Source organism: Corynebacterium accolens (assembly GCF_023520795.1).
In the GTDB taxonomy this organism is placed as follows: Bacteria; Actinomycetota; Actinomycetes; order Mycobacteriales; family Mycobacteriaceae; genus Corynebacterium; species Corynebacterium accolens.
Genome location: NZ_CP046605.1, coordinates 307,387 through 327,264, shown reverse-complemented (window position 1 = coordinate 327,264; position 19,878 = coordinate 307,387). Strand labels below are relative to the sequence as shown.

Genomic DNA, 19,878 nt, shown 5'->3' with positions numbered 1-19,878 from the left:
GAGGCTAGTCTCCCATCGCGCGGCGTTGGTGGCAGTCAGGCACCGGAATCTGCTGGGCTTCGGCATAAATCTCCGTCAGCTCGCGGGCAGTGTTGGTCCAGCTAAAGCGCACGGCATGCGCGACGGCGGCCTCGCCCATGGCGATGCGCCGGGGGTCATCGTCCAGCAGCTGGGTCAGGGAATCCGCCCACTCCTTCGGATCGTGGGACGGCACGAGCAGCCCGGTCTCACCATCGACGACGGCGATGGGCAGCCCACCCACGGCCGCGGCGACGACCGGCGTGCCAGAGGCCTGTGCCTCGAGCGCCACCAGGCCAAAGGATTCGTTGTAGCTGGGCACCGCCACGATATCCGCGGCGCGGTACACTCCCACCAGCTCCTCGGGCGGGCGGGGTCCTAAAAAGCGCACGCGCTTTTGCACGCCCAACTCCCGCGCCAATTCCCTATACGCCTCCGGCGAGGCATTGGCTCCCGATGGCCCGCCGCAGATCAGCACCCGAAAATCGCGGGTGGGCTCGCGGTGGCACAGCTCGGCGGCGGTGCGGATAAGAACTTCGGGCCCCTTGAATTTCTGTAGCCTCCCCACAAAGGCGATGACCTTGGTGTGCAGCGGGATGCCCAGCTCGCGGCGGGAGCGCTCCGTATTGCGGTCGGTGCCAGGGGTGAAAAGGCCCACGTCGGCACCCGGGGAGACCACGCGGATGATGTCGCGCTCGGCATCGTAATGCTCCGCCAAGTCGCGGGCTTCCTGATCGGTATTGACCACCAGGAGATCGGCATTATCCACCAATTGCTGCTCGCAGATGCGTCGCGCCTCTGATTCCACGGTGTCCTCGGCGGTGCGGTAAGCGTTTTTCACCGCGGCCAACGTATGGGCGGTGTGGACCAGCGGAATGCCCCAAAGATCGCGCAGCAGCCACCCCACTTGGCCGGACAGCCAGTAGTGGGAATGAATAAGGTCATATTTTTTGCCCTGCCACTTGGCAAATTGCACCACGCCGCCGGAAAAGGCCGCGAGCTGGGTGGGCAAATCTTCCTTTTCTAGCCCCTCAAAGGGGCCTGCCACGATGTTGATCACCCGCAGGTTGGGGGCCACGTCCACGATTTCTTTGTGGCTGGGGCGGGTCGCGCGGGTATAGACATCTACCTCGACGCCAAGCTGGGCTAATTGGCAGGCAATATTTAAAACGTAGACGTTCATTCCGCCGGCATCCCCGGAGCCAGGCTGCTCAATGGGGGAGGTATGCATAGAAATCATGGCGATGCGCATGTTGTCCCATCTTAGCGGCGCTATACTGGCCCCTGCCAACAACCTACGCTACCGAAAGGTCACGCATTGTCCGCTTATGAATCAAAGGCATGGCTCCAGTATTACCCGGAGTGGACGCCGCATAGCCTCGACTATGGCACCACCACCCTGTTGGACCTGTATGACAACAACCTCGAGGTCAATGGTGATAAGTCAGCCACGTATTTCTTTGGACGCACCCAAAACTATTCCGAGCTGGACCGCCAAGTGCGCGCCGCCGCTGCCGGCCTTAAGGCCTTCGGCGTGCGCCCCGGTGACCGCGTAGCCATCGTTGCCCCCAATAGCCCGCAGTACATCGCGGCCTTTTATGCCATCTTGAAGCTCGGTGCCCAGGTTGTTCTGCACAACCCGCTTTATACCGCCCACGAGCTGGAGGGGCTTTTCCAGGATCACGGCGCGCGCATCGCCATCGCCTGGGACAAGGCCGCCCCCACCCTGGAGAAGCTGCGGGCTACCACCAACCTGGAAACGGTCGTGTCCATCAACATGATCAACGCCATGCCCACCCTGCAGCGCGCCGCACTGCGCCTGCCGCTTCCCCCGCTCAAGGCCAAGCGCGAGCAGCTTTCCGCCCCAGCGCCGAATACCGTGCCGTGGGAGGCGCTGATTGGCGATGCCATCGGTGGCAACGGCAGCGATATTAAGACGCCGGAGGACATTGATAAGGACACCGTCGCGCTGGTGATGTACACCTCCGGTACGACCGGTGCGCCCAAGGGCGCGATGCTTTCGCACGGCAACCTCGTATCCAACCTGCTCCAGGGCAAGGCATGGGTCCCGGGCCTGGGGGATAAGCCAGAGCGCATGCTCGCCGCCCTCCCCTTCTTCCACGCGTACGGCCTGACCATGAACGTCACCTTGGCCCAGCTCATCGGCGGCGAATTGGTTATTCTCCCCGTGCCGCAGATCCCGCTCATCATGCAGTTGATGAAGAAGCACACCCCGACCTGGGTCCCGGGCGTTCCTACCTTGTACGAGCGCATCGTCAAGGCAGCCGAGGAACAAGAGGTTCCCATCAAGGGCGTGCGCGCGGCCTTCTCCGGTGCATCCACCCTGCCTTCTGAGACCGTCAATAAGTGGGAGCACGCCACCGGCGGCCTGCTCGTGGAAGGCTACGGCCTCACCGAATGCTCGCCCATTATCGTGGGCAACCCCATGAGCACCGACCGCCGCCCCGGCTACGTGGGCATTCCCTTCCCGGATACCGAGGTGCGCATCGCCAACCCCGATAACCTGGATGAAACCCAGCCGGACGGCGTTGAGGGCGAAGTGCTGGCCCGCGGCCCGCAGATTTTCAAGGGCTACCTCAATAACCAGGAAGCCACCGATGCCGCCTTCCACGGCGACTGGTTCCGCACCGGTGATATGGGCATCATGGAAGAAGACGGCTTCATCCGCCTGGTCAGCCGCATCAAGGAAATCATCATCACCGGCGGCTTCAACGTCTACCCGGGCGAGGTCGAAGAAATCCTGCGCGAGCACCCCAGCGTCGACGACGCCGCCGTGGTGGGCCGCCCGCGCGAGGACGGCTCCGAAGACGTCGTGGCCTGCCTCGATCTTGCCGATGGCGCCGCTCTCGACCCCGAAGGCCTCAAGGACTACTGCCGCGAGCGCCTGACCCGCTACAAGGTCCCGCGCACCTTCTACCACTTTGAGGAACTGGCCAAGGACCAAATGGGCAAGATCCGCCGCCGTGAGGTACAAGAAGACCTCATCAACCGCCTCGAAGCAGAGAAGAACTCCTAAAACACCTAGAGTTCACAACCACCATGCTGCGCACCATCGATACCCCCATCGGCCCGCTGCTGCTCACCGCAGACGCAGACGGACTGTCCCGCGTCGACTTCGTCGCGATCCAGTTGGGTCGCGACGGAACCAGCAAGGACCGCAACGAGGAAAGCAAGGGACACCGCGAAACCAATAAGGTTCGCGGCGAGGTGAGCGGCGGGGACGATGGGGGCACCGACAAGCGCGGTGCAGACATCTTAGATGCGGCGCAGGAGCAGCTCGCGGAGTATTTCGCTGGGTGCCGCCGCGAGTTTGACCTGCCGCTCAACCCGGCGCCAACGACGGAATTTCGCGCCCAAATTCATGCGCAGCTCGACTCCATTGGCTACGGAGAAGTCTCAAGCTATGGCGAGCTCGCCGCCGCCGTGGGGCGCCCCGCTGCTACTCGGGCGGTCGGCACCGCCTGCGGCGCCAATCCCCTGCCCATCATTAGGCCCTGCCACCGTGTGCTGCGCAGCGATGGAACGCTCGGCGGCTATGCCGGCGGCCTGGATATCAAGCGTTTTTTGCTGACACTCGAAGAAAACTAGAGGATTTCCTCACGTTCTGGGTATACTCGCCCTTTGTAATATTTTTCTTTACCAAACGAAAGGGTAGCGCGTGTCCGCATACGAATCCCGGGCCTGGGTCAAGCACTACAGTGACTGGACCCCCGCCACGCTTGATTACGGCGATAAAACCATCGTTGACTACTACGTCAATAACCTCCGCATCAATGCGAATAAGTCCGCTACCTACTTCTTCGGCAATACGCAGAACTACGCGGAATTAGACTCCCAGGTGCGCGCAGCCGCCGCGGGCCTTAAGGCCTTTGGCATCCGGCCTGGCGATAGGGTCGCCATCGTCATGCCCAACTGCCCCCAACACGTGGTGGCGTTTTATGCCATCCAGCTGCTGGGAGCCACCGCGGTAGAGCACAATCCCCTCTACACCGCCCACGAGCTCGAGGGGCTGTTCCAGGACCACGGCGCGCGCGTGGTCATCGCCTGGGATAAGACGGCGCAGACGCTGAATAAGCTGCGCGCCACCACCCCGCTAGAGACCATCGTGTCCGTCAATATGATCGAGGCGATGCCGCCACTAAAGCGCCTCGCGCTGCGGATTCCCCTGCCACCGCTGGCCGCCAAGCGCGAGCAGCTGACCGGTGCGGCCCCGAATACCGTGGCCTGGTCCACGCTTATCGGTTCTGCCATCGGCGGCGACGGCAAGGACCTCGAGATTGCCCAGGTTACGCAGGACGATATCGCGCTTATCCTCTACACCTCCGGCACCACCGGAAAGCCCAAGGGCGCGCTGCTATCGCACGGCAATCTCATCGCCAACTGCGTGCAGGGCGAGGCCTGGCTGACGAATATGGACGCCACCGAGCAGCGCTTCCTCGCTGCCTTGCCGCTCTTCCACGCCTACGGCATGACCACGCTGTGCGTGCTCAGCATCTACTTCGGAGCCGAGCTCATCCTGATTCCGTCCCCGCAGATGCCGCTCATCATGGACATCATTAAAAAGCACACCCCCACCTGGCTGCCGGGCGTGCCCACGCTGTACGAGAAGATCATGGACGCCGCCGAGGACAAGGGCGTGGATCTCGCCGGCATCAGCAATGCCTTCTCCGGCGCCGCCACCCTGCCGGTTGACGTGATGGAGCGCTGGGAATCCATGACCGGCGGCCGGCTCGTCGAGGGATTCGGCATGACGGAGACCTCCCCCGTGCTCATCGGCAATCCTATGAACGGCAATCGACGCCCGGGCTATGTGGGCCTGCCCTTCCCCGATGTTGAGGTGCGCATTGGCAACCCGGATAACCTCGATGAAACCCAGCCAGATGGCGAGCCGGGCGAGATGCTGGCCCGCGGTCCGCAGATCTTCCAGGGCTACTTCAATAATGAAAAGGCCACCGCGGAGTCCTTCCACAACGGCTGGTTCCGCACCGGTGACATGGCCATCATGGATGAGGATGGCTGGGTCCGCCTGGTCAGCCGCATCAAGGAAATCATCATCACCGGCGGCTTTAACGTCTACCCGGCCGAGGTAGAAGAAGTGGTGCGCAAGCACCCAGACGTCAAGGAGGTCGCCGTGGTGGGCCGCCCGCGCAAGGATGGCTCGGAGGACGTCGTCGCCTGCGTCATCCTGCGCGATGGCGCCGTCCTGGACCCAGAGGGCCTGAAGTCCTTCTGCCGCGAGCGCCTGACCGGCTACAAGATTCCGCGCACCTTCTACCACTTTGAGGAGCTGGCTTCAGACCAGCTGGGCAAGATCCGCCGACGCATGGTGCAACAGGATCTGCTCGATCTCCTCAAGCAGAAGGCTTAGTATTAACCACCATGTCAGACCTCAAGTACGACGCCACGCTGACGGATTTCCTCGCCACCGCCGTAGCCAACTTCCCCCACCGTCCCGCCACCTTTTTCAGTGGCGAGACCCTGAGCTACGCGGAGCTTGATACCCGCATCGCCGCTGCCGCCGGCGCCCTGCGGGAGATGGGAATCCGCCCCGGCGACCGGGTAGCGCTGGTCTTGCCCAACTCCCCGCAGCACCTCATTGCCTTTTTCGCGGTGCTGCGCCTGGGCGCGGTCGTAGTCGAACATAACCCTCAGTACACCGCCCACGAGCTCGCCCCGCTCTTTGCCCACCACGGCGCCCGCATCGCCCTGGTCTGGGATCAGGTCGCTGCCGTGGTCGATGGCCTGGCCAGCACGGTGATCCCCGTGTCTTTGGAGGCGCCCCTTCCCCTCTCCGGCGCCCCAGTTCCCCACCGCGAGGCCGCGCTTGCCGATGCCGCCCTCATCCTCTACACCTCCGGCACCACCGGCCAGCCCAAGGGCGTGGTGCTCACGCACGGCAACCTCGCCGCCAATTGCATCCAATTGGAAGCCCAGGCCGATCTGCGCCCGGGCCACGAGCGCTTCCTTGCCACGCTGCCGATGTTCCACTCCTATGGACTGACCATGAGCGTCTTGCTCGCGGTGCGCTGCGCCGCCGAGATCATCCTGCTGCCCTCCCCGCGCCCCACGGCCGTGGTCAACGCCTTGGCACAGCGCCGGCCGACCTGGATGCCGGGTGTGCCCACCATTTATGAGCGAGCCATGTACGAGCAGGCCGGCGAAGCAGCAGCGGACCTGGGCGGGGTGCGCTACGCCATTTCCGGGGCTGCATCGCTGCCGGCGCGCATCATCGAGCCCTGGCAAGACCGCACCGGCGGCATGCTCGTCGAGGGCTACGGGCTTACCGAGGCCTCCCCCGTGCTGACCATTAACCCGCTTGGTGAGGGGCGGCGCGTGGGGACCATCGGCAAGCCGCTTGCCGATACCGAATTGCGCATCGGGGATCCCGACGACCTTGACCGCAGCCAACCCGATGGCACGCCCGGTGAGATTCTTGCCCGCGGACCCCAGGTTTTTGGAGGCTACCTCGACAATCCCGCCGCCACGCGGGAGGCATTCCACGGCGATTGGCTGCGCACCGGCGATATGGGTGTGCGCGAGGCCGATGGCCATTTCCGGCTGGTCGGCCGAATTAAAGAGGTCATCATCACCGGTGGCTTTAACGTCTTTCCCAGCGAGGTGGAACACGCCCTGCTTAGCCACCCCGCGATAAGCCAAGCTGCGGTTGCCGGCATCCCGCGTGCCGATGGTTCCGAGGACGTCGCCGCCTGCCTGGTACTCCACCCCGGCGCCACCTTCGACGCGGAGGCGCTGCGCGAGCACTGCCGCGGCCTTTTGGCCCGCTATAAGGTCCCGCGCCATTTCGTAGTGCAAGAAGAATTGCCCACCGATCAGCTGGGCAAGCTGCGCCGCCGCCAGGTGCAGGACATCTTGGTGGCAGCAGTGTCCTCACACTAATCCTCAGCAGCGGTGGATTCCCGGCGCGGGCTACGTCCCGGTGCGGGGCTATTCCTCGCCGCGGGCGGCATCGGCAAAGATGCGCCCCGAGCGCTCTTCTAGTTTCTTCTTCGCGCGCACCTGCTGCTGCGCCGCGAATTCGGAGCGCGGTGGGGCTTGAATATAGCGCTCTGCGTGCAGTCCAAGTTGCAGCTCCTTGGCACGCAGGACCTCCGCATCGATCTTGATGCCCAAAATCAGCATCGTATTGGACAGCCAGACGGTCATAAATACCGCCATGACCGTTCCGAATGCCCCGTAAATGCTCACCCCGGCCAGGTACTTGATGTAGAGGGAAAATGCGCCCCACACCACCAGGTTCGTCACTAGCGCTACCACCGAGCCCAAGGTGATCCAGCGAAAACGGCTGGGCCGAACGTTCGGCGCAAAGTGGTACCACACGGCAATAAGCGCCAGCGCCACCACGACAGTTATGGGAAAGCGCAGCCAATTCCACACCGGCATAAAAATGCCACCGAAAAAGTCCACGGTTCCATGCAGCCCTAGGCGGAGTGCTACAGGCTCGATGACGCTGTCCACGACGGTATCGCGCAATAAATTGGCACACAGGACCACCACCGCGCCAATGACGAGGACCACGGTAATGGCCCACATCAACGCCCATGTGCGGATAGTGCCGCGTCCCTCCACCCGGCCGTAGACAGTATTGGCGGTGCGCGAGAAGGCACGCACATACGCCGAGGCGGCGAAGAGTGAAATCAGGACGGAGACCACCAGTGCAAACGTGCCCTCCCGCGTAGAACCGATAATGGAGCTGACAATGGTGCCGGCTTCCTCCGCCATAGAACGGGGCACGTACGTATCGATGAACTGCGCAGTCAGTGCCTCCACCTCTCCCCGGCGCGAAGAAAAGACCAGCGTGGCAATGGAATATGCCGCCAGGACAGTGGGCGCGAAGGCCATGAGGGTGAGGTAGGTCATCGCGGCGGCGCGGTCCATTAAGGCATCGTGGAAGAAATCAGCCCACACGCGTCGCATTACCAGGCCCCAGCTGTCCTTGCGCAGGCGGTTGCCGCGCGCCCACGGATCGACATCGGCGGCGGGGCTTTCCACGGTGACCAGGGTGGTAACGGTGCTTGGCACGATCTTTTGTTGCTGGGCAGTCTGCTTCCGGGCTTGCTTGCTGCCGGTTGCGGGGGCATCGTCCAAGGCACTCATAGTTACGCAGCGTATGCGGCCTAAGAATCTATTCTGTGAAGTGACACTCGCAGCGATTAGGCTGGGGAGTATGACTGAACAGAACCAAGAAAAGATTAACGTCAAGTCCTTCGAGCTCGACCACCGCCTCGTCAGCGCGCCTTATATCCGCGTGGCTGACCGCACCGATTTGGGCGGCGGCGTGGAGATTATCAAGTATGACCTGCGCTTCTGCCAGCCCAATAAGGAGCACTTGGACACGGAGGCACTGCACTCCGTGGAGCACATGATGGCCAACTTTATGCGCAACTACACCGATAAGCTCATCGGCTTTGCTCCCATGGGCTGCCGCACCGGCTTCTACGCCATCACCAACGGCATGGAGCAGAATGAATTGCTGCGCGCCGTTGAGGGTGCGCTGAACGATATCCTTTCCGCCACCGAGGTTCCCGCCGCCAACGAAGAGCAGTGCGGTTGGGGCGCGCACCACAGCTTGAAGGGCGCAAAGGATGCGGCCCGCAAGTTCTTGGACGCCAAGCCGGAGTGGCTCGAGGTCATGGCTGCCTAAGACTGCGCCGGGCCGCAGCGCCGGGGCGGCTTTGCGCTGCCTGCCCGTGCTGCCCGCGCTGCCAGTGCTGCCTGCAAGCGACACTTACGTCCAAAACAACCGCGTTTCGCCAAAAATGAGGGCAAATTTTAGAAGAACGCGGTTGTTTTGGACGTTTTTATGTCCGCGCAGGCCTAAAACCCGCGCGGCCACAGCGGCTGCGGCCCCGTCGCGCCGAAAGGCGCGGCCTAGTCCTCGTCCATGGATAGGCCCAGCCACACGGGCTCGGGCACGAGCTCGACGCCGAAGGCCTCGCGGACGCCATCGCGGATCGTGCGGGCCAGGGCGACGATATTGGCGGCGGTCGCGTTTCCGCGATTGGTCAGCGCCAGGGTGTGCTTGGTGGATAGCGTTGCCGGGCCGGAGCCGGGGTAGCCCTTTGTAAAGCCGGCGTTATCGATAAGCCAAGCGGCCGAGAGCTTCTCATGCGGGGAGGTGTCGCCCTGTGCGGCGGCGACGGGGTGGCGGGGCATGCGGTCGGCGGGGGCATCGCCAAGCGTGGCGCGCACCTTGTCCTGGATGGCGTCGGCGACGCTGGATTCGACCACGGGGTTGGTGAAGAAGGAGCCGGCGGACCAGGTGTCGTGGTCGGCGGCATCGAGCACCATGCCCTTGCCGCGGCGCAGGGCGAGGACCTCCTCGCGGACTTGGGCGACGGGGCGGCGCTCGCCGGGGTTATCGGTAAGCTGCCCAAAGCGTAAGGGGCGAGAGAGCCCATCCGTGGTTAATTGCAATTCGACCTCGAGCACGACCGCGCGGCCGGTGAATTTCAGGTTGGAGTAGCGGTAGGCCAGATCGAGATCGGAGACGGGAACCCACTCATCGGCATCGGTGCGCAGGTTATACAGGCGCACGCGGGTCAGGACCTCAGAAATCTCGGCGCCATAGGCACCCACGTTTTGCACGGGCACCGCGCCCACCGTGCCGGGAATGCCGGACAGGCACTCGATTCCGCCCAGGGACTGCGCCACGGATTCCGCCACGACCTCGTCCCATACCGCGCCGGCTTGGGCGCGCACGAGACCGGTCTGGGTATCCATGTCCACCGCGGCAAAGTCCAGGACAACGGCGACTACGTCTACCTCGCCATCAGAAACCAGCAGGTTGGAGCCGCCGCCGACCACGATGAAAGGAACTTTTTCTTTCGCGAGGTACCGCAGTGCCGCAACCGCTGCTTCGGGCAGCGAACAACGCAACGTGACCTGTGGCTTTCCCCCCACGCGCAAGGTGGTGAGATCGGCAAAGCTCGCCGTGGGATCCACGTCTACGCCGTCGATTGCTGTGAGTTGTTGCGTCAAAAATTTATCAAGCACGTATACCAAGGTAGTCTGTTAAGCATGTCAACTCGTAGTGAAAACACCGTAACCATCAATCAGCCTATCGACATGGTTCACAAGGCGCTGCTTACCCAGGGGTACTGGGAGTACATCGTGGAAAATCTTTCCCCGGAGGCAGGCCAGGTTCACGATTTCTCCGATAACGTAGCAACTCTCTACGAGGTCCTGCCGACCAACCTCTTGCCAGAGGCTGTGCGCGCCATGGTCTCGCAGGACCTCAAGGTCAAGCGCGTGGTCACCGTAGGCGAGCTCAACGGCCAGGCCGCTGACGTCAATTACACCGCTGACGTCAAGGGCACCCCGGTGGACTTCAAGGGCGAGATTTCCCTGGCCGGCGAGGGCGAGATGACCAAGCTGACCTACACCAACGAGATCTCCGTCAAGATTCCGATGATGGGCGCAGCCATCGAGCCGAAGGTGGGCGAATCCCTCGCAGAGCTCTTTGATAACGAGGGCAAGCTGACCGAACAGTGGATTTCTGAAAACTCCTAAGGCATCCCCAGCCTTAGCATCCACCGATTCCCATGGCCGACCACGCTCATAACCTGCGCGCCAGCGCAGCAGCGGGTCGGCCTTTTGGCGTTATTACCCGCGGCACCACCAACTACAACAGGCTCAGGCGCTGCGATAGGTGGATGATGGCGCACCCGGAAATCTCGGCCCTGCTGCGCCACGTGCGCACCCCGCTCGCGCTCGACGTGGGTTACGGTGCCTCGCATACCACCACCGTGGAGTGGGCGCGGTGGCTGCGCCGCATCAACCCCCGCGTGGATGTGCGCGGGCTGGAAATCCACCCGGACAGGGTACTGCCGCCGCGCGATGGCGTCCGCTTTGAGCTGGGCGGATTTGAGCTCGCTGGCTACCGGCCGCAGGTGGTGCGCGCCTTTAATGTGCTGCGCCAATACGACGTGGACCAGGTCGCGGAGGCCTGGCAGACGGTGTGCTCGCGCTTGGCACCTGGCGGGTTCTTCGTGGAGGGCACCTGCGATGAGCTGGGCCGGCGCGCGGCGTGGATCCTGCTCGATCAGCATGGCCCGAAGACGCTGACGCTCGCGTGGGATCCCTTCGACGTTGCCCGTCCCTCCGATGTGGCCGAGCGCCTGCCCAAGGTGCTCATCCACCGCAACGTGCCCGGCGAGCCCATCCACGAGCTCCTGCAGGCCGCCGATAGGGCCTGGGATCGCGCCGCCGGGTGGGCCCCGCACGGCCCGCGGGTGCGATGGCGCATGGCACACGCCCTGCTTGCCGATGCCCCCTTTAACCTCCAGCCTCCCCGCCGCCGGCTGCGCGATAATACGCTCACTGTGAGCTGGGAGAGCATCGCGCCCCGCTAATATCCAGCACACATTGCCACCGGCCGCCTCATGCGCCACACTGGTAGTCATGGCTGCAAAGAAATCGGGCGGATCGCTCGCTTGGAAAATTGTCGTAGGCGTCCTCGTAGCGCTGCTTGTTTTAATCCTCACCGCCGAATTTGGCCTGCGCTGGTTCATTGGTAACCAGATGACCGAGGAGTTTAAAAATAGCGCCAAAGAAGAAGGCATCGAGGTCACGGAGGATCCCTCGGTAAGCTTTGGCGGCAGCCCCCTCCTCTTTGGGCTTATGCGCGGCTCGATTTCCCAGATGGATATGACCACGCCGTCGACCCTGCAGATCGAAGGCTCGCAGATCAAGGGTCAACCCGCCTCTGAAATCCACGTGGAAGATATGTCCACGGATGCAGATAACCCAGTGGCCGGCTTCCTCCGCGCCACCACCACCGTTCCGGATGACTATCTGCTGGCGAGCTTCCAAAAGGGAATCTCGGACCAATCCGGCAGCGAAACCATTGGGAATATGGTGGTCACTGAAATCACCGCGAATGACCAGAGCGACGAGCTTGAAGTGAAGTTTGGTGGCGGCTTAGCCAGCCTTTCGCTCAAGCCCACCGCCCGCGACGGCAAGCTGGAGATCAATGCCACCGAGGCCGCCATCTTTGGCCTCTCCCTGCCAGAGCAAGCCACCAGCGCCATTTCTGATGCCCTGCAGGACGGCATGTCCGAGCAGCTCGTTGCCAATGACATGCAGGTTGAATCCGTGGACGTGGGCGATGGCAAGCTCACGCTGACCATCACCGGCACCGATGTCCCGATGAACGATATGGACCACTTCTCCGCCGAGAGCGGCGAGCAGAAGAAGGCCGCCTAACAGCGCCGACCTAGGGAGTGGCGGCCTAGGGCGCGACTTAGGCGGCGGGAAATTCTACGACGGGCAGCGAGCTGGACAGCTCGCTGCCTTTTCCTATGACAATCTTGTGAAAACCGGCCTGGGCGGCAGCGGTTTCCGCGAGGGACCGTGCCGGTTCCGCCTCCGGCAGGATGAGGCCCACGCGGGCCGGGTCCGGGCAAGCCTCGCGGATGGCTACGAGCTCGGAGAGGATGGGGGTGGCATCGGCAAGCGTGGCGTCCACGCTGACCCAGACCTCGTCCGCGCCGGACTGGATGGCCAGGCGGGCCTCAGAGGCCTTGATGAGCGTGTGGTGCCGGCCGGTGGGATAGCCCGCCACGGCGGTAATGCCCGCCGGCTCTGCTGCAGCCGCCACCGTCACGTGGTGCGGCGAGACCAAAACATGCTGCCCCGTGGCCTGCTCCCTAACCTCGGCGGCGGAAGCGTGCAGGAGATTTTTCATGCTTAGTAGCTGTAGTCGCCGTTGATGATGGCCTTGAGCTGCGGGCGCACGTCAAACCAGTAGATGCCGGTGATGACCGTGCCAATCCACGCCAAAAATTGCAGGCCGGTAGCCATCGCCACCGCCGAGCCCGCAAGCAGGCCTACCCATACCCATTTACCTTTGCGGTCGCCGGCCCGAAACGCGTCCTCGCGCGTAGATGCCGCGAGGACAGCACCGATGATGGCAGCAATGGTCAGGGCCTGGAAGAAGTAGATGGGAAACTTATAGGCAATGTCAAGTAAAACGTACATGCAGATTAATTCGTGGGTTCGTCGGTATCGATAACTTCGCCATCGATAATATTATCGTCCTTGTCCGCCGCAGCGGAATTACCGTTCTTGGGCGCGTTCTTCTTCTCGTTCACGCGCTCCTGGGCATAGCCATACGCGTCCTTCACGCCCTCGCGGGTTTCCTGGTACGCATCCGCGAACTTGTCCTTCGCCTCAGAGAAAGCCTCCGAGTCGCGGGTTTCTTCCGCGGCCTTCTTGATGGACGCGCCCCACTGCTTGGCGGTAGTGGTGGCCTTATCCAGCATGCCGTCCTTATCGCCCTGTGGGTCCTGTGCGCCCGCCCCCTGCGCACCCTGGTTCTCGCGCTCTTCCTGCAGGCGGCCACCGAAGTCCTTGGCGGTATTCAGCGCGGACGCGCCAGCTTCCTTCAGGGAATCAAAAAGCTTCTTCTTCTCAGTCATGAAAACCTCCGTGTGATGAATTATTCCGGCGCATTAGGCGCCGAAAATGAGATGATTAACAGCATATATGGCCAAGCCTGCCAGAGAGCCGACGATCGTGCCGTTAAGGCGAATAAATTGCAGATCCTTCCCCACCATCAGCTCGATATTCTGGGAGGCTTCCTGCGCATCCCAACGCTTAATGGTCTCCGGGATGATCGCGATGATCTCCGGGGCGAATTTCTCCACCGCGTAGCGCGCGGCCTTGTCCACGAGGTCATTGGCTTGGGCTAGGAACTCGGAATCCTCGAGCAAACGGTGCGCCAATTCCTTCACCTTGGCCGTCATCTTTTGCCGCAGGAAGGATTCCGGGTCATTGAACTGATCAATTAGCGTAGTGGAAATCGTGCGCCACATCGCTGCCGGCGCCTGCTGGACCTGATCAGAGGCGAGCATCTCCTGTTTGATGCTGTCGATGCGCTCGCGCATATCCGCATCCCACTGCAAGTCCGCAGCCAGCTTGGACAAGTTGCGGCGAATGGCCAGGCGGGCCTCGTGGTTGCCATCGCGGCGAACCTCATCAGCGAACTCGACGAGCTCGTTATAGACCTTGTCCCCCACCATCTCGCGAGCAAAGCGCGGCGCCCACCCGGGCATGCGCTCATCGATGGCCGTGACCACCGTCGATTCCATGCCAAGAATCTTCTTGTGCGCCCAGTCAATGAGGTCATCCTCCAGCGGGCGCGCCTTGCCGTCCGCGATATAGCCCTCCAGCAACCGGCCCAATGGCGGCCCCCACTCCGGCTCCGCCAGGCGGTCCATGACCTGGGTGCGGATGAACTGCTCCGCCTCAGCCGGGTCGAGGTCCTCCACCACGCTGGCGGCGCGCTGACCAATCCATTCGGAGACTTCCTCCGCCTTGCCGGGTTCTGCCCCCTGGCGCGCCAACCACAGCGGCAGCTCCGCATCCCGCACCTTAGCGCTCAGCGCATCCGCGGTCAGGAAATTCTCCTCCACAAAGTCCTTCAACGCATCGCCCACGCGGTCCTTATTATTTGGAATCAGCGCGGTATGCGGGATAGGCAAGCCCATCGGCCGGCGGAAGAGTGCAGTCACCGCAAACCAGTCCGCCAGGCCACCGACCATGCCAGCCTCCGCCGCCGCACGCACGTAGCCCACCCACACCGGCGCTCCGCTTTCCGATGCCTGCCACCACGAGCACCCCAAAAAGATCACCGCCGCCAGCAAAAGCAGCGACAGCGCAATCGCTTTCCACCGCCGCAGGTCCGCCCGGCGCGCCTCCTGATTGCCGGCCTGCGGCACACCGGTGCCTGACGATGCCGGCTCCCTCGCCGTATCGAGCTCTGCGTCCGAGCGGTGCGTCATGAATTCTCCTTGGAGTTCGTAGGTGCATTCGAGCTTCGCTCTATAACACTAGTTGGCATTGCAAAGGGGCAAGAAAGCTGGCTTGGCTAAAATCGTTTGATTAGGATTTGTATCGCCCCTAAGCCTTTAGGCAGCTGGGTAAAGGTGGGGATTGAGGAGCTGAAAACTTCCCACGGCCTTCACTTCAGGCGAGAATTAATAATCACTACAACGGCGAAACCAACATAGGCGATCAATGCGCCAGCAGTGCCAAAGCTTAAGAATGCTTTAGTTAAATTTGAAAAATCATCCCGGACTGCAAAACCTAAAGCCGACACAATCCCAGTGGTTATCGCAATAAAATTAACGGCGCTTGGAATCGTCACCTTATAGAGATGAATCTGCCATATAGTGACCACTGGTCCAAAAAGCAGGCTCATAATCACAAATGCATTGTCTTGCATGTACATGGCCCACAGGGAGGAGGAGACCGCTAACATACCCAGCGATGCGTAGGTGATTCCTTTTAACATAGTCACTCACGTATCTTTGTACATTCGAATCGAGGGTGGCTGTGATTTCTGTCGGCCTTCAATCCCTACGAAAAACTATACCAAGAGTGAAGGAAGAATGAGTTTTATAGGACCAGACCTCCAGGCTGATCGGAGACCGATGCTCCGCCATGGGCATTATCACCGTCTTGAACCCGTAGTCCAGGGGAATGATGAGGAACCATCAAGCGAGACACTGAAGTGCCCCGAGTTTTGTTCCTAGGCATTTGCCTTGTTTTCCATTATTGCCTGTGGCAAGTTCTGCTTCCAAAACTCGGTTTCCACCTCGACCGGGGTTCGGTATCCCAAGCTTTGGTGGAGCCTAGTCTCGTTCCACCATGACACCCACTCGAACGTCGCGATTTCTACCTCTACAACGTCATCCCACCTGCGGGTATGGACTAGCTCGTTCTTATGAGGGGCCGTTAACGTTTTCAGCCAGAGCATTATCATAGGAGTCACCAACACTTCCGGTGGAAGCTGTAATGCCGTGCCGGGTAAGTCGCTCGTTGTAGACAACGCTGACGTACTGCGAGCCGTGATCCGAATGGTGAATGAGACCTGTTGTTTCCTCAGCACTCACAATCGCTTGGTTGAGTGCTTGCAGCGGCAAAGCTTCGGTCCGCATCGAATCTGACAGCGCCCACCCGACGATCCGCCGGGAGTAGACGTCGGTGACAAACGCGGTGTAGACGAATCCTTTTCGTGTCCGTACATAGGTAATGTCAGCCACCCACAGCTTATTCGGTCCTTGAGCTTTAAATTCACGCTCGACCAAATCCGGGCGCAAATCAGGCACGTTAGCTTTTCGGGTTGTAATCGGTGATCCGCCTGTGCCTTTGCCAGAAACGCCAGCTAGGCGCATCAGTCGGGCGGTTTGTTCACGACCGATATCGATTCCTTCACGGCGAAGAGCATGCCACATTTTCCGCACACCGTAGACACCATAATTATCCCGATGAACAGCACTAATGCGTTCAACCAACGCAGCATCACGAAGTCGACGAGCACTTAACCCGCGAGCCTTGGACTGGCGATACCCACGCGAGGTGATAAACCCACCAGCCCGGTTATTTTTCAACGTCTTGCAGATGAACTCGGGCAGTGAAACGATTCCGGTTTTCATCGATGAACCGGATCATTTCTTAACGTTTCGGGTCGAGTTCCGACGCGAAAAAGCTGACGCGGCCTTCAACAACTCATTAGTATCGCGTAGCTGGTGATTTTCACGACGTAGCCTCGCGTTTTCGGCAGCCACATCTTCAGGCACAGGTTCTGGGGTTCTTCCTGCACGGCGAGCAGGCTTAAGTCCATTGACGAGCTGTGTGCCATGAAACCCCCAGCTTTGGGCCTACTGCCTGGCACGCGGGGCGCATCGACATATTTTCCGCCACGATGCGGTCCTCCACGAGACGGACCACACGGTCCTTCGCATCCTGGTCAAATTTTCTCGGCATGTTCCAGATTTTCCCATCTACTCAAACGGAACAAAACCTGGGACACTTCAAGTCAACATTTCAGAGTTTATGCACAATTAACGTTCTCGTAACCTCTTTGTCTATAGGGTGATTTCCTAATTAATATGCGGTGAGCTATCGAGGGTGTTGTAAACATATGGTTAATTTTCACTCCTTTCGCTTGACCGCTTGAACGTTTGATGAATAAATAAAAAAGTCTCTAATTTCACATATCGATAGGGTGACGAATTTAGTCACTCACGTACCAGGAAAGGGTTTTATAAAATGTCCGTTAAGAAAATCTTTGCCTCTATCGCGCTTGCGCTGGCGACGAGTGAAGGGCTAGCCACTGCCGCTCAAGCCGAAGCCGCAACTGGCAATCATGCACAACAAGAGACGAAAAAAGATGCTTTGACGTTTGACTCAAAGGACGGACGCAGATCATTTGATGCAATGGACGGCGTAGGGCTTAAGCCTCACCTGCAAAGCGGAGATAAAGTAACACTCTCCGGGGCAACCGTAAATGTACATAATAAACACGGCGATCTAGTCGCTTCAGTAGATGCAGAACTACCTAAAGACATGAAGCTTTTCCAAGATAAGGACGGGACCATCGTCCCCGTGTCATCTTCGGGGATTGCTGAAAGGGCCTGCACCAACAATAAATGGGTCAAGTGGGGTGTAGGGGCAGCAGTTGAAGGCCTTGTATGCATTCCCGCTTCAGCGGGAACCGCTGGAGCCGCAGGAATCCCTTGCACCATTGCGGCGGGGGCAGCAGCAACTGCAGTAGGATGTTAAGCATGGCTAATCTCACCTCATTTGCTCTCGACGGCAGAGTGAAAACATCCTTCGGGAATAACATGCGCCCCATCACACTCGCTCTCCTTATGGCAGGGATTTTCACGTCTGCTAACGTTTTCATAACATGGAGCAATCCCGTTCCTTGGTGGGCTCACCTTTTAACATTTCTATTGTTCACAGCCCTCATGCTGGGGAGCGTAAAGACAGCAGCTAAGGAAGTGTCCCCTTCAGTTTATGAACTTCCATACGATAAGAGGTTGATTACTTTTTCTATAATAATGGCAGTCATTGCCATTATTGGTATTGTCATTTACACCTTGTCTTAAAGCATGCCATATGCATACTCGTTTTTATTTCTCCTGGAGCGGCGTCGACCCCATAAGTAAACGCATCAATTTCCTGATGTGATCTAAGAACGGCAATTACCACTTAAGTGAGTCAGGAGTACGTCAGCCGCAGAAGCGGAGGACGCTCCTGATTGGGTACCCTTCATCTACAAATGTGCCCAAATATATTGGTTTCAAGACAGTACTAATAATCAAGGTAAGCGCCGAAAAAGTGCGTCCATGGCCGATGTCACCACCCGCGCTGACTTCCCACACGGTCAAGGCGGAAAGACTAAACGGGTAAGAACCTTTAAAGGTTCTTACCCGTTTAGTCTTTTATCGTGTCTCAGAACTCTTATTTAGGAAAGCGCATTACACCTGTTGAACAGGAACTTCTTTGTGCCTAAACAATAGAAGCAATTTGAGCTGCAAAGACACTCATTTTAATATCCGCACCTGTCTGCTCGCGGAACTCTTCAGACGCCTCAGACCAATTCCCTTGTTTAGCAAGAGCTACTACATTTTTCATTCGCTCTTGGTGAAGTGTCCCAGGTTTTGTTCCGTTTGAGTAGATGGGAAAATCTGGAACATGCCGAGAAAATTTGACCAGGATGCGAAGGACCGTGTGGTCCGTCTCGTGGAGGACCGCATCTTGGCGGAAAATATGTCGATGCGCCCCGCGTGCCAGGCAGTAGGCCCAAAGCTGGGGGTTTCATGGCACACAGCTCGTCAATGGACTTAAGCCTGCTCGCCGTGCAGGAAGAACCCCAGAACCTGTGCCTGAAGATGTGGCTGCCGAAAACGCGAGGCTACGTCGTGAAAATCACCAGCTACGCGATACTAATGAGTTGTTGAAGGCCGCGTCAGCTTTTTCGCGTCGGAACTCGACCCGAAACGTTAAGAAATGATCCGGTTCATCGATGAAAACCGGAATCGTTTCACTGCCCGAGTTCATCTGCAAGACGTTGAAAAATAACCGGGCTGGTGGGTTTATCACCTCGCGTGGGTATCGCCAGTCCAAGGCTCGCGGGTTAAGTGCTCGTCGACTTCGTGATGCTGCGTTGGTTGAACGCATTAGTGCTGTTCATCGGGATAATTATGGTGTCTACGGTGTGCGGAAAATGTGGCATGCTCTTCGCCGTGAAGGAATCGATATCGGTCGTGAACAAACCGCCCGACTGATGCGCCTAGCTGGCGTTTCTGGCAAAGGCAAAGGCGGATCACCGATTACAACCCGAAAAGCTAACGTGCCTGATTTGCGCCCGGATTTGGTCGAGCGTGAATTTAAAGCTCAAGGACCGAATAAGCTGTGGGTGGCTGACATTACCTATGTACGGACACGAAAAGGATTCGTCTACACCGCGTTTGTCACCGACGTCTACTCCCGGCGGATCGTCGGGTGGGCGCTGTCAGATTCGATGCGGACCGAAGCTTTGCCGCTGCAAGCACTCAACCAAGCGATTGTGAGTGCTGAGGAAACAACAGGTCTCATTCACCATTCGGATCACGGCTCGCAGTACGTCAGCGTTGTCTACAACGAGCGACTTACCCGGCACGGCATTACAGCTTCCACCGGAAGTGTTGGTGACTCCTATGATAATGCTCTGGCTGAAAACGTTAACGGCCCCTCATAAGAACGAGCTAGTCCATACCCGCAGGTGGGATGACGTTGTAGAGGTAGAAATCGCGACGTTCGAGTGGGTGTCATGGTGGAACGAGACTAGGCTCCACCAAAGCTTGGGATACCGAACCCCGGTCGAGGTGGAAACCGAGTTTTGGAAGCAGAACTTGCCACAGGCAATAATGGAAAACAAGGCAAATGCCTAGGAACAAAACTCGGGGCACTTCAGTGTGACTCTTTTAGTGTATGAGCGCTGTGTGCATACCCCGGTGGGCTGAGGAGCATAGGTGACTACGAAAA

At 59.7% G+C, this 19,878-nt stretch carries 23 protein-coding genes and 2 pseudogenes; 13 read left to right on the top strand and 12 right to left on the bottom strand.

What is annotated here, in order from left to right; genetic code table 11:
* Positions 1-4: 4 nt before the first annotated feature.
* On the bottom strand, positions 5-1,270 hold the full coding sequence (mshA, locus tag CACC_RS01585; RefSeq protein WP_005276630.1) for a D-inositol-3-phosphate glycosyltransferase: 1,266 nt from the start codon (positions 1,268-1,270) through the stop codon (positions 5-7).
* A gap of 66 nt (positions 1,271-1,336) precedes the next feature.
* Between mshA and CACC_RS01580 the strand changes: the two genes are divergently transcribed.
* The 4 genes from CACC_RS01580 to CACC_RS01565 all read left to right on the top strand — a co-directional run bounded on the left by CACC_RS01580 (position 1,337) and on the right by CACC_RS01565 (position 6,936).
* Positions 1,337-3,055, top strand: coding sequence for a long-chain-fatty-acid--CoA ligase (locus CACC_RS01580; protein WP_005276626.1), 1,719 nt, complete (start codon positions 1,337-1,339; stop codon positions 3,053-3,055).
* A gap of 23 nt (positions 3,056-3,078) precedes the next feature.
* Complete coding sequence (locus tag CACC_RS01575; RefSeq protein WP_005276624.1) at positions 3,079-3,627, top strand: methylated-DNA--[protein]-cysteine S-methyltransferase; 549 nt, start codon at positions 3,079-3,081, stop codon at positions 3,625-3,627.
* A gap of 70 nt (positions 3,628-3,697) precedes the next feature.
* Complete coding sequence (locus tag CACC_RS01570) at positions 3,698-5,407, top strand: long-chain-fatty-acid--CoA ligase (protein WP_005276620.1); 1,710 nt, start codon at positions 3,698-3,700, stop codon at positions 5,405-5,407.
* 11 nt (positions 5,408-5,418) lie between these two features.
* The gene (locus tag CACC_RS01565; RefSeq protein ID WP_005276619.1) at positions 5,419-6,936 is read left to right on the top strand and encodes an AMP-binding protein; all 1,518 of its coding nucleotides are present in this window, start codon (positions 5,419-5,421) and stop codon (positions 6,934-6,936) included.
* A gap of 48 nt (positions 6,937-6,984) precedes the next feature.
* On the opposite strand, the gene CACC_RS01560 is transcribed toward CACC_RS01565, so the two are convergent.
* Positions 6,985-8,154 (bottom strand): YihY/virulence factor BrkB family protein, encoded by a 1,170-nt coding sequence (locus CACC_RS01560; protein ID WP_005276616.1) that lies wholly within the window; start codon positions 8,152-8,154, stop codon positions 6,985-6,987.
* A 70-nt stretch (positions 8,155-8,224) separates the two neighbouring features.
* Here CACC_RS01560 and CACC_RS01555 point away from each other — a divergent pair, with 70 nt between their 5' ends.
* Complete coding sequence (locus CACC_RS01555) at positions 8,225-8,701, top strand: S-ribosylhomocysteine lyase (RefSeq protein WP_035108273.1); 477 nt, start codon at positions 8,225-8,227, stop codon at positions 8,699-8,701.
* A gap of 227 nt (positions 8,702-8,928) precedes the next feature.
* On the opposite strand, the gene CACC_RS01550 is transcribed toward CACC_RS01555, so the two are convergent.
* Positions 8,929-10,053, bottom strand: coding sequence for a UDP-N-acetylmuramate dehydrogenase (locus CACC_RS01550; protein WP_035108270.1), 1,125 nt, complete (start codon positions 10,051-10,053; stop codon positions 8,929-8,931).
* 24 nt (positions 10,054-10,077) lie between these two features.
* Between CACC_RS01550 and CACC_RS01545 the strand changes: the two genes are divergently transcribed.
* From CACC_RS01545 to CACC_RS01535, 3 genes are read left to right on the top strand one after another with little or no spacing between them, the layout of a single operon-like run.
* Positions 10,078-10,569, top strand: a complete 492-nt coding sequence (locus CACC_RS01545) for a DUF2505 domain-containing protein (RefSeq protein ID WP_005276611.1) — start codon at positions 10,078-10,080, stop codon at positions 10,567-10,569.
* A 32-nt stretch (positions 10,570-10,601) separates the two neighbouring features.
* Entirely contained in the window at positions 10,602-11,411 is an 810-nt protein-coding gene (locus CACC_RS01540; protein WP_005276609.1) for a hypothetical protein, read from the top strand.
* 49 nt (positions 11,412-11,460) lie between these two features.
* Positions 11,461-12,264, top strand: a complete 804-nt coding sequence (locus CACC_RS01535) for an LmeA family phospholipid-binding protein (RefSeq protein WP_005276607.1) — start codon at positions 11,461-11,463, stop codon at positions 12,262-12,264.
* A gap of 37 nt (positions 12,265-12,301) precedes the next feature.
* Here the strand turns inward: CACC_RS01535 and CACC_RS01530 are convergent, their stop codons facing one another.
* The 8 genes and pseudogenes from CACC_RS01530 to CACC_RS01500 all read right to left on the bottom strand — a co-directional run bounded on the left by CACC_RS01530 (position 12,302) and on the right by CACC_RS01500 (position 16,876).
* Positions 12,302-12,745 carry a hypothetical protein gene (locus tag CACC_RS01530; RefSeq protein ID WP_005276605.1) on the bottom strand — a complete coding sequence of 148 codons (444 nt, stop codon included), beginning with the start codon at positions 12,743-12,745 and terminating at the stop codon, positions 12,302-12,304.
* A 2-nt stretch (positions 12,746-12,747) separates the two neighbouring features.
* Positions 12,748-13,038 (bottom strand): DUF2516 family protein, encoded by a 291-nt coding sequence (locus CACC_RS01525; RefSeq protein ID WP_005276604.1) that lies wholly within the window; start codon positions 13,036-13,038, stop codon positions 12,748-12,750.
* Between the two features lie 5 nt (positions 13,039-13,043).
* Positions 13,044-13,478, bottom strand: coding sequence for a CGLAU_01105 family protein (locus CACC_RS01520; protein WP_005276602.1), 435 nt, complete (start codon positions 13,476-13,478; stop codon positions 13,044-13,046).
* A gap of 33 nt (positions 13,479-13,511) precedes the next feature.
* On the bottom strand, positions 13,512-14,843 hold the full coding sequence (locus tag CACC_RS01515) for a DUF445 domain-containing protein (RefSeq protein WP_005276600.1): 1,332 nt from the start codon (positions 14,841-14,843) through the stop codon (positions 13,512-13,514).
* A gap of 179 nt (positions 14,844-15,022) precedes the next feature.
* A complete protein-coding gene (locus CACC_RS01510) occupies positions 15,023-15,355 on the bottom strand; it encodes a hypothetical protein (RefSeq protein WP_005276599.1) in 333 nt (110 codons plus the stop codon).
* 237 nt (positions 15,356-15,592) lie between these two features.
* Positions 15,593-15,820: an integrase core domain-containing protein gene (locus CACC_RS11730; RefSeq protein WP_302526375.1), complete on the bottom strand. Its 228-nt coding sequence runs from the start codon at positions 15,818-15,820 to the stop codon at positions 15,593-15,595.
* Positions 15,786-16,499 carry an IS3 family transposase gene (locus tag CACC_RS01505; RefSeq protein WP_249852961.1) on the bottom strand — a complete coding sequence of 238 codons (714 nt, stop codon included), beginning with the start codon at positions 16,497-16,499 and terminating at the stop codon, positions 15,786-15,788. The genes CACC_RS11730 and CACC_RS01505 overlap by 35 nt, the downstream gene beginning before the upstream one ends.
* A 178-nt stretch (positions 16,500-16,677) precedes the next feature.
* Positions 16,678-16,876 (bottom strand): annotated as a pseudogene (locus CACC_RS01500) (hypothetical protein).
* A 239-nt stretch (positions 16,877-17,115) separates the two neighbouring features.
* On the opposite strand from CACC_RS01500, the gene CACC_RS01495 reads away from it, so the two are divergent.
* Positions 17,116-17,628, top strand: coding sequence for a hypothetical protein (locus CACC_RS01495; RefSeq protein WP_035108267.1), 513 nt, complete (start codon positions 17,116-17,118; stop codon positions 17,626-17,628).
* 2 nt (positions 17,629-17,630) lie between these two features.
* Entirely contained in the window at positions 17,631-17,957 is a 327-nt protein-coding gene (locus tag CACC_RS01490) for a hypothetical protein (RefSeq protein ID WP_023016632.1), read from the top strand.
* A 403-nt stretch (positions 17,958-18,360) separates the two neighbouring features.
* Here CACC_RS01490 and CACC_RS11615 read toward each other — a convergent pair whose 3' ends face one another.
* Positions 18,361-18,486, bottom strand: coding sequence for a hypothetical protein (locus CACC_RS11615; RefSeq protein WP_255342443.1), 126 nt, complete (start codon positions 18,484-18,486; stop codon positions 18,361-18,363).
* A gap of 14 nt (positions 18,487-18,500) precedes the next feature.
* On the opposite strand from CACC_RS11615, the pseudogene CACC_RS01485 reads away from it, so the two are divergent.
* From CACC_RS01485 to CACC_RS11725, 3 genes and pseudogenes are all read left to right on the top strand, one after another.
* A pseudogene (locus CACC_RS01485) lies at positions 18,501-18,699 on the top strand (hypothetical protein).
* Between the two features lie 178 nt (positions 18,700-18,877).
* The gene (locus tag CACC_RS01480) at positions 18,878-19,591 is read left to right on the top strand and encodes an IS3 family transposase (RefSeq protein ID WP_005280357.1); all 714 of its coding nucleotides are present in this window, start codon (positions 18,878-18,880) and stop codon (positions 19,589-19,591) included.
* Positions 19,551-19,784 carry an integrase core domain-containing protein gene (locus CACC_RS11725; RefSeq protein WP_367317131.1) on the top strand — a complete coding sequence of 78 codons (234 nt, stop codon included), beginning with the start codon at positions 19,551-19,553 and terminating at the stop codon, positions 19,782-19,784. Before CACC_RS01480 ends, CACC_RS11725 begins: the two co-directional genes overlap by 41 nt.
* Positions 19,785-19,878 lie beyond the last annotated feature (94 nt).